This is a genomic window from Methanobrevibacter sp. (genome assembly GCF_017427765.1).
Taxonomy (GTDB): domain Archaea; phylum Methanobacteriota; class Methanobacteria; order Methanobacteriales; family Methanobacteriaceae; genus Methanocatella.
This window is the reverse complement of the sequence record NZ_JAFRSC010000018.1, coordinates 1-8,960: the sequence shown is the minus strand read 5'-3', so window position 1 is coordinate 8,960 and position 8,960 is coordinate 1. Positions and strand designations below refer to the sequence as shown.

Below are 8,960 nucleotides of genomic sequence, written 5' to 3'. Positions count from 1 at the left end.
GTGGTATGTGTCTTTGATTTTGTTTGTTTTTTTATCTTGCCATTTCCAGTATGTTCGAAGGGTCTTTTGGTATCTTTTGCTCATGTATTTTTTTCGGGATAGTATTTTTTGGTATTTAGAAATCATTTTTTCCTCATAGGCTAGGTCTAGATTGGCTTTCTCTATTCCGTTGCTTAGGGTTGCTAATGTTCTAAGTCCCAAATCAATCCCAATATAATCAAAAGTCTTTTCATATGTTTCTATGGGTGTTTCAATGTTGAATACAGCATAAAATTTACCATTGTGTCTTTTTATGGTGACATTGTTGATTTTAGTATCCTTATTGTTTAAGATTTTTTTGTATTCCCGACTGGTTCTGAAGTATACTGGTCCTAATTTTGGTAGAACAATCTGGTTATCACGTATTCTTATATTCTTGTTGTTTTGTATCCTGAAAGATTGTTTAGGATTGCTTTTATTTTTAAATATTGGATATCCAGTATTTTCTTTGAAGAATTTATTAAATGCTTGTATTAGGTCTCTGTATACTTGCTGTAAACTCGTGGATTCTGAAAGACCCAGAAAAGAATGCTCTTTTTTAAGTATTTTCAACATTGTGTTGAAAGTGGTCATGTTGCATTTTAATTTAGTGTATCCGTGTTGTATGAACAAGGAATAGGTCTTTTTGTATTCAGCTAAAAGGTGATTCCACACAAAACGCGCATTGCCAATATTCTGATTAAAAACATCAACCATTTCCCTTTTAGGATACAATCTAACCTCCAAACCTTTATTAACAACCTTAACCACACACAACACCCAAATATTATAATACTACAAATAAAATATATATTAAAAGGACATATATTAAAAATTAGCAAGAGAGCATTTGAAAAGTAATGCTCATTATTTGTGCAATTCATCCATGACTTAAAGAAGTCATGGTATTCTTGCACACTTAAGATAAAAAAAGGGATTATCATGGATTTGACAAAACAATATAATGAAAAAGAATTAACAATATCAGTTAAAGATAAAATCGATACAACTACTGCACCTGACTTTGAAAACGAAATAATAGATGAAATGGGCAAATTTGACTCATTGATTTTGAATTTCAATGATTTGGAATATATTTCCAGTGCAGGTTTAAGGGTTTTGGTTGCCACCGCAAAGAAATTGGAACCTCAAAACATTCCATTTCTCATCAAAGTTAATGACACCATTAAAGATATTCTTGTAATGTCCGGTTTCGATAAAATATTGAACCTTGAATAATCTTCAACCCTTATTGATAGTGAATTCTATATTGTTAAAGCCTAATACTTCACTGACTTTTACGTTATCTTGTGAGAATGTTTTTTCAATATTTCTCATCACTTCTCTTTTTCCTTCATCTTTAATATTAATGGTTATATTATCATCATAATCAATTATTAATATCTCTAAAGACACAGTACTATCGTTTGAATCAAAAATTGCATTTATAATTTTATTTAGCGTTTCTAAAGAGTTTTCATTAACATTCAAGCTTTCCAAATGCTTGAACATTTCATTTTTAACATCACTATTCTTATTTTTCAAAGTATAGTTTCTGGTTTTTTCAATCAATCCTTTTTTAACAAAAAACAGACCGAAATATTGATTGTCTTTTCTTTCAACGATTCTTACATAAAATGCAACAACCAATATCGATAAAACATATCCTAATGGGAAAGAAATCCAAACACTGCCCACGCCCATAAACGGATATAATATGAACGTAAACACTAACGGTCCAAGTAATGATGAAATAACCGAAACAATTCCTGATTCCACCGTTCTTTCGATTCCTTCATAATAGAATATCAATATTGTTGAAAATGCCATCGGTACAAAGGATAATGAATATACTCTTAAAGCATTTTCCACCAATCCGTCATTAGGCATTTGGTTAAGCTTAAAAAACATCAGCAAACTATCAGGACATATCAACAGAATTGAGGTAAATAAAACTGCACAGATTATTGTTATTAGAAGTGACTTTCGCACAATATGATTCAGATTAAAAAAGTCGTTTTGTGAGTAATATATCGGTACAACTGAGGATAATGTCTCTGCAAATCCTATAACTAAAATACTTATTATCAGTAATGCATTTACACAAACATTGAATATGTTCAAACCCAGCTCTCCCAAAGCAGCGCTAAGAATAAGGTTCATAATATAAACCAGAATTACATCAAAAACACCCATACTTGCACCGGGAATGCCAATCTTGATTATTTCAACAGTTGAAGAAATCCATGTTTTGATTTTTAATTTGGATAAAACAAATCTGAATGTCCTTTTTGAATCGAAATAATATTTTAAAGTGCAGATAAATCCAACTCCGTATCCTATCAGCGTTGCAAGTGATGCTCCTTCAATACCCATGTGGAAAACGGCGAGGAATAAATAATCTAGGACTACATTGATAACATTTGCCAGAATAATTATTCCTGAAGCAAAATTTGGCTGGCCATCAACACGAATGAACTGAGTTAAAACACCCACTACAGTCACTATAGGAAAACAGATAAACAGATATAATCCATAGGATTTTACATAAGGTATTACGCTAGCGCTCGGATGCAATATGGCGATTAAAGCATCTTCAAATAAGAAACAAATAAAAATAATTAAGAGAGATATGACAATTGTTGTAAGCATTGCAGTTGTGAAATAATGATTGCTTCCGTCTTCGTCAAATTCTGCCTTTTTGTTTAGTGATAATATTTGACCTCCCAATCCAAATAGCCATTCAAAAATTGTTATCAGCAATACTAAAGGTTCCAAAACCTGTAAAGCAGCTTGTCCATTGTGTCCAATGAATGTAGCCACAAAACTTGAATCAAAAATTATTGCTATATTCAAAGCCATTGCTATAAGTATTGAAGGCAATAGCAATTCTCTGAACTTATGAGTAATTATTTCATTTGACATGTTTTCCCATACAACTAAAAAAATATTCATTTAAAGAAACTTTTGTTTTATTAATCATTTTATCAAACTTAACGCTGTTGAACCTTTTCGGCTTAAAAAAGCCAGAGAATTATTGCCCAATAATGTTAAAATATTCAAAAATGATTCCTCCTTAATGTATATTTAGGGCATTATGATTATTATTATTTTCATTACTCATTATTATGTTAAGAGAAGGAATAGAAAAAATAGAAAAAAATTAGATGAAAATCTCATCTAACTTTAACTGTTGATTTTATGGTGTCTTTGCCAAACGTTACTTTGAAAGTGTATGTTTTACCTTTTTTAAGCTTTTTGATAACATTCTTGTCCAATGTTTTTTGTGCTATACCTTTTGCATCTGTTTTAACAGAATATGTTTTGCCATTGAATGTGAATTTAATGACCTTACCTTTTTGCAACTTTCCATTGATTTTAAGCACTGCTTTTAAGGTAAATTTTTTAGCTGTCTTTTTGACAGTAACCTTGCTGGCTGTTAGGACCTGCTTTACAGTTATAGTATTTTTAACACTTTTTCCATTGCAGGTAGTTGTTATTGTGTATTTTTTAGGAAGCAGGTTTATTTTGAGTTTGGCTATTCCATTAGAGTCTGTTTTAACAGTGTATGTTTTTCCGACAATTGTGAATTTTACAACTTGACCGGCACCTACAGGCCTTCCATCTGCAGTAACGACTTTAACACTGAAGTAGGATCCGCCATTATAATCAACGAAAATATCCTTATTGTTGATTACCTTAGTATTGTCAGCTACTGTGTAGACTTTTAGACAAACAGTTTTATTTAAAAGTGTAAAATCGCTCCATGATTTACCGTCACGGCTGATAAAAGTCATGTTAGCAAGGTAACGTTGCCTTGAGTATGCCTGATAAGGAAGAGCGTTATTTTTGAAAACAACTTTGAATTTATCGCCAGTTTTAATCGGAATATATTTGTTTAAAACTATTGTTCTAAAACCTGCAAATTCACTGACACCACTTTGGCTGTGAACCTTAACATTATTGACATAGACATCGAATGAATACTTAATTCCGGACTCGTTGAAGTATGTTCCGACAGCACCTATCAGTTCATCATATTTGGATGTAAATTCATTGGAATATTGAGTGTAATTTCCATCAAAACCAACCAATCCTGTTAAATCTGTCTGATAATTCACATGATAGTCAATATTATTGTCAAAAATATAGCTTACAGATGCATTTTGAGGAACAATTGGATAATAATCAATTTTTGCAGTAAGATCTTCATAGAATACATGGGAAAAACCGGACATTGAATCTTTAGTTAACCAAGCTCCTGTTTTATTGCTGTCGGATTCAGAGTAATTATCATCCCAACCAATCAATGCAATGAAATGAATACTATGGTCCATTTCTGGAGTATAATTATTCCAGGAAATGTTTATATCGGAAACGGAAAGACCTTCCTGAACAATAACAGAACCATAATTCATAATTGCTTTTTTCATCAGCTCAGTAGTATCCTTTCGTCCTGTGAAAATTATCATTGCATCCTGAACGTGAACCCTAGGCTCAGTGAAATCAGTATCTGCGATAATTCCTCTGTCGTCATATGGAGTTTCCATCAACATAGCACCATACCAACTTAATGCATAGCCTAAACCACTGTATGCAAATCCGGTCAATACATTTCTTAAATCATCATTTCTAGCATACCTTAACTGAAGCTGCTGAACATAATTTTGTGATAAATTAAACTGAACACCTGTTGATTTAAGAATAGATGCTTCAAGAGAAGCTACTGTAGCAAATGCCCAACAATCAAAATTATCCCCTTGTATTTTTATTGGAGTTATCCATCCCCAATCAGATGCATTAAACTTGGATGGAAGTTTATCTACACTAATTTCATTTTTTGTTAAATTAAGTCTTATTCCCTTGTTTTCAACTGAAACTATATAGTTAGTATTGTTTAACAAGAAAATATCCTCATTTTTGTTTATGTTTTCAATTTTGGATTTGCCTATAAAGTCTGCATAAACACTAAGCCCACTATTGTCAAAGGTGGAGTTTGAAAAATCGATATCTGCTTCATAAGCATAAATTGCATTAGGAGCTTTTCCAGAATTATTTATTACTTTATTATTAGTTATATTGGATTGTTTTATGGTTAACTTACCTTTGTCAAAATAGATTGCCCCAGCATTCTTTGAAGCGGAATTATTTAATAAATTTGAATTAACAATGTTTAAATTAGTCCAGGAAGTGAAAATCGCACCGCCTTCAAAGCTGGCAGAACTATTCTTAATTGTTGAATTGATAACATTTAAAATACCGCCCAAACTAATGACTGCACCACCATATCTGGATTTACAATTAACAAAAGTATCATTGACTAAATTAGAGGTTTTAATTATACCCCCTGATCCAGAATCAGAATCTAAAAATACAACACCCGCATCATTGGAAGCACTAACATTTTTAAACTCACAATTTTCAATTAAAAAAGGATTTCCAGGAAGATATTTTCCAGATTCATCCTGTTGCGGGAAAAATTTTATCATAATAGCACCACCAGATAAAGTGGCACATAAATTTAAAAATTTGGAATTTCTGATGGCTAAATTGGAACCCTTAAAGTTCAGTGCAGTTGCCTTATCTGAAATTAAATTTGAAAAAACAGTATTTTCAATGATTGTATTCGCTCTAGAAGAAATAACCCCTTCCTTAAATTTACCACCATCAAATAATGAATTTTTGACAGTCAAATTACCGGAACTAAGTTCTATAATCTTATTACTGGTCCCACTCATTTAAAAGTACAATTTATAAAAACCACATTATTAAAAAGACACTGAATAAAAGGTGCACTATCTGCACTGGTACAGTTTATGAATTTAACATTATTAAAAGTGATTGACGAAAAAGATACAATACTAGTATTTACACAGTTTTTAAAAGTTAAGTTATTTATAAAAATCTGTTTTTGAGAATTAAAAGTCAAAACATTTAACTGATTAATATTTTCAATTGTATGACCATTACCATTTATTGTGAAATCTTCATCCTTATTAACAATAATGCTTGTATCATTATCTCCATACCTATAATCATAAACTAAATTCAGTACACCTTTACTTTCAGATATGCTTCGATTTAAATCATTAAATGAATGATAACCAGCATCATCCGAGAGCATTTCAGTTTGATTATTTTGCGCTGAAACACAAGTAACCGTGAACAAGATGCATAAAATAAGCAGGAATATAAAAAATTTAGATTTTATATTCTTAACATTTTCACCAATATAATATTTATTCATCAAATTATTTAAAAGAGTATTAAGAAAATGTTAAAGATAAATATTCCTAAAAAGAATATATTACCATGACTTTCATGAATACTGATGCAAATATTAAACAGTTCCAACTGATTAAATTCGTTAATGAAAACTGCAACGATGACCACGTAGTATCAAAAATTACAATCGTGCTTCGTCGAGACAAAATAGAAGCACCTTATTATATGATTACTAAAATCAGCATGTCTTCCTGCATTGATAGACCTGAAAACGGACTTATTCATGCAATGGACATACTGAACCAAACCAGAAGACATAATTTAACTGAAGATACATATAATGAAATCAAATCATTAATTACTGACAGAACTTACGAATCACAACAGGTAAAAATCTCTAAAACCGATGAACAGCTGAAGATGGTTTTAATTTCTAAAAATGATGATGAAATCAGAAATCTTTTTGAAAATTATGGAGAGCTTTTCGACAAAATAGATAATCTGCTTGATTAAAATTGACTGATTGGAAAAATACCATATTTTAGACTAATTTGTCTGTGACAAGGCAACAGAGCTTTGAAATTCATTTAACTCCAATTCCGTAAAATTCAATCAACGTTTGACAGAATCTAGAATGATTCATTTTCATTAAATACTATTTTTATACAGACCCCATTGTCATAGGTGTATCTTATCTCACCATCGATCTGTTTTGTGAGGTTTTTGATAACTGTTAAACCCAGACTGGACGGATTGTCAAAATTAACACCATCAGGCAGTCCAACACCACTGTCATGGTATTCCACTTCAATTTTCTTGTCAAGACGCCCAATTCTTATTTCCACTTTTCCGGGAGTACCATCAGGGAACGCGTGTTTTACCGTGTTGTTTATAAGTTCATTGACTATTAATCCAAGAGATTTTGCCTGTTTGGCATTTAATTTTATATCATCCACTTTTGAGATGTACTGTATTTTTGATGAGTAGATATCAAACAGCGATTCGACAATGGAATCAATATATCCTTTTAATTCTATGTCAACTAAATTTTCTGATTGGTATATCTTCTCATGCATCACGCTTACTGATTTGAGATGTGATTTGGTATCATCCATAATTTCCTCAAGAGGGATATGGCTATGCTCTTCCATGCGTATGAGCGACAACAGAATGTTTAAGCTGTTCTTTATGTTATGATGAGCCTCCTTGATTTGGATATCCTTGTCCTTGATAATCTCATTCTTTTCGAATATCTGCTTTTTGAGTGAATTGGCATAAGTTGCATCATCTGTAATGTCCTGGTGTGATGAAATATAACCTTCAGCATTACCTTCTGAATCATAAAAACGTTTAATGTGATGTCTGATATATCTAATATTAAGCTTCAGTGTCATAATACTTGTTGTGAATTCCACTTCGGGATTTGTCGGACTAAGTGAATCAATCATTGAAGTATACAGTTCCAGGTCTTCACCCACCATGAACTCATTTATTGTCTCCAGATTAAATGAGTATGACCTGCTTTCATCTTCAATGATATTATAGAAATTATCAGACATGAATAATTTATCAGGATATATTCCGTAGGACAGGCATGTTTTTGAATTCTTGGCTAAACTTTCAAAAGTGTCTTTTAGCTGAGTTTTTGAATCCTGACTGATTTCTATCCTGTTTTTAGCTATTTCCTGCTGTGTCAAATCTTTAAGTCTTATAAGAACTGCCGGACGGTTGTCATAGGTAATGTATGATCCTTCTGCATTTAAGAAAAATCTTATACTTCCATCATCATTATATGATGCGAGAGGAACCTTATATGATACTTTTTTCTGTCGTGAGAGAAGTTCGATTTCTTTTTTAACCCGTTGTCTGGTCTGTGGTGACATACCTTTAAGACTGTATGGGGAACCTAACATCTGATCTCTTGTCTTATGAACATATTTTGCATATTTTTCATTCAATTCAGCAAATTTACCATCCTGTAAGATAGCAACACCCAAGTTCTCATCACTTAATGTGTTGTCCCTATACATTTTAACTTCGGTCTTGTCTTCATGAATTGCAACAAGTTCATTTCCCATCATAAAGTAGCGAAAGTCATGATATTTCAGTAATTTTCCGTCATCAGTCATGTACTTGAGTATTCCGGTCTTCTTTTCACCAGTCCTATACACTTCCTGAAACAATTTTAAAAAATTGTTCTCTTCATCTTTACCTCCAATCGTATGGGATATCAGTGTGCCTACCCTGAAGTTGTTGTCCCCGTCCAAAAAATATTCCAAATGATTAAAGTATTTCAGGTAAAAATCTTCACCATCATTGTATGGCAATAAAATAAATATTTCTTCGCCTAAAGTGGATAGAAACTCCTTTTTTTCATCTGCAATTTGAGGAACATCCTTTATGACATATTCATCATCAATCGATTCGAGTTTTTTAACCTTGATTTCAAAAAGTTTTTCCTCATCATAAGTAAAATACGCAATCTTCATAACACAGAGCTCCCATCATTTATCACATTTATTCATTAAAATGATTTATGGATTATAAGTTATATATTTTTCATTGATTAATGATTAGACTCTTTCAAAAACTTTGTTGATTTGAAATTTTTTAATGAAAATTAGTTTGTAATTTTTAATTTTGCTTAAAAATAGTTAAATTTAATAAATAGGTGGAGTAAAAGTTTTTATTATGCATAACCAAAAAACAAATACTCC

The 8,960-nt window shown here is 31.5% G+C and carries 7 protein-coding genes; 2 read left to right on the top strand and 5 right to left on the bottom strand.

The genetic code is table 11. The features are described 5' to 3' along the window. The coding region (locus IJL02_RS04765) for a transposase (RefSeq protein ID WP_292811137.1) at positions 1-789 on the bottom strand (789 nt) is incomplete at its 3' end. Between the two features lie 171 nt (positions 790-960). On the opposite strand from IJL02_RS04765, the gene IJL02_RS04760 reads away from it, so the two are divergent. Then, on the top strand, positions 961-1,257 hold the full coding sequence (locus tag IJL02_RS04760; protein ID WP_292811128.1) for an STAS domain-containing protein: 297 nt from the start codon (positions 961-963) through the stop codon (positions 1,255-1,257). A gap of 3 nt (positions 1,258-1,260) precedes the next feature. On the opposite strand, the gene IJL02_RS04755 is transcribed toward IJL02_RS04760, so the two are convergent. The 3 genes from IJL02_RS04755 to IJL02_RS04745 all read right to left on the bottom strand — a co-directional run bounded on the left by IJL02_RS04755 (position 1,261) and on the right by IJL02_RS04745 (position 6,187). Then, positions 1,261-2,943: an MATE family efflux transporter gene (locus tag IJL02_RS04755; protein ID WP_292811122.1), complete on the bottom strand. Its 1,683-nt coding sequence runs from the start codon at positions 2,941-2,943 to the stop codon at positions 1,261-1,263. Between the two features lie 251 nt (positions 2,944-3,194). Then, positions 3,195-5,756 carry a lectin like domain-containing protein gene (locus tag IJL02_RS04750; protein ID WP_292811105.1) on the bottom strand — a complete coding sequence of 854 codons (2,562 nt, stop codon included), beginning with the start codon at positions 5,754-5,756 and terminating at the stop codon, positions 3,195-3,197. Continuing rightward, positions 5,753-6,187, bottom strand: coding sequence for a hypothetical protein (locus tag IJL02_RS04745; RefSeq protein ID WP_292811094.1), 435 nt, complete (start codon positions 6,185-6,187; stop codon positions 5,753-5,755). Before IJL02_RS04745 ends, IJL02_RS04750 begins: the two co-directional genes overlap by 4 nt. Before the next feature lie 143 nt (positions 6,188-6,330). Here IJL02_RS04745 and IJL02_RS04740 point away from each other — a divergent pair, with 143 nt between their 5' ends. Next, on the top strand, positions 6,331-6,756 hold the full coding sequence (locus IJL02_RS04740) for a hypothetical protein (protein WP_292811084.1): 426 nt from the start codon (positions 6,331-6,333) through the stop codon (positions 6,754-6,756). Between the two features lie 116 nt (positions 6,757-6,872). Here the strand turns inward: IJL02_RS04740 and IJL02_RS04735 are convergent, their stop codons facing one another. After that, entirely contained in the window at positions 6,873-8,732 is a 1,860-nt protein-coding gene (locus tag IJL02_RS04735) for a sensor histidine kinase (RefSeq protein WP_292811071.1), read from the bottom strand. Between the last annotated feature and the right edge of the window lie 228 nt (positions 8,733-8,960).

Coding starts and splice junctions, on each gene's coding strand:
- IJL02_RS04750 (WP_292811105.1), bottom strand. CDS start 5,756: ATGAGTGGGACCAGTAATAAGATTATAGAACTTAGTTCCGGTAATTTG.
- IJL02_RS04740 (WP_292811084.1), top strand. CDS start 6,331: ATGACTTTCATGAATACTGATGCAAATATTAAACAGTTCCAACTGATT.
- IJL02_RS04735 (WP_292811071.1), bottom strand. CDS start 8,732: ATGAAGATTGCGTATTTTACTTATGATGAGGAAAAACTTTTTGAAATC.
- IJL02_RS04755 (WP_292811122.1), bottom strand. CDS start 2,943: ATGTCAAATGAAATAATTACTCATAAGTTCAGAGAATTGCTATTGCCT.
- IJL02_RS04760 (WP_292811128.1), top strand. CDS start 961: ATGGATTTGACAAAACAATATAATGAAAAAGAATTAACAATATCAGTT.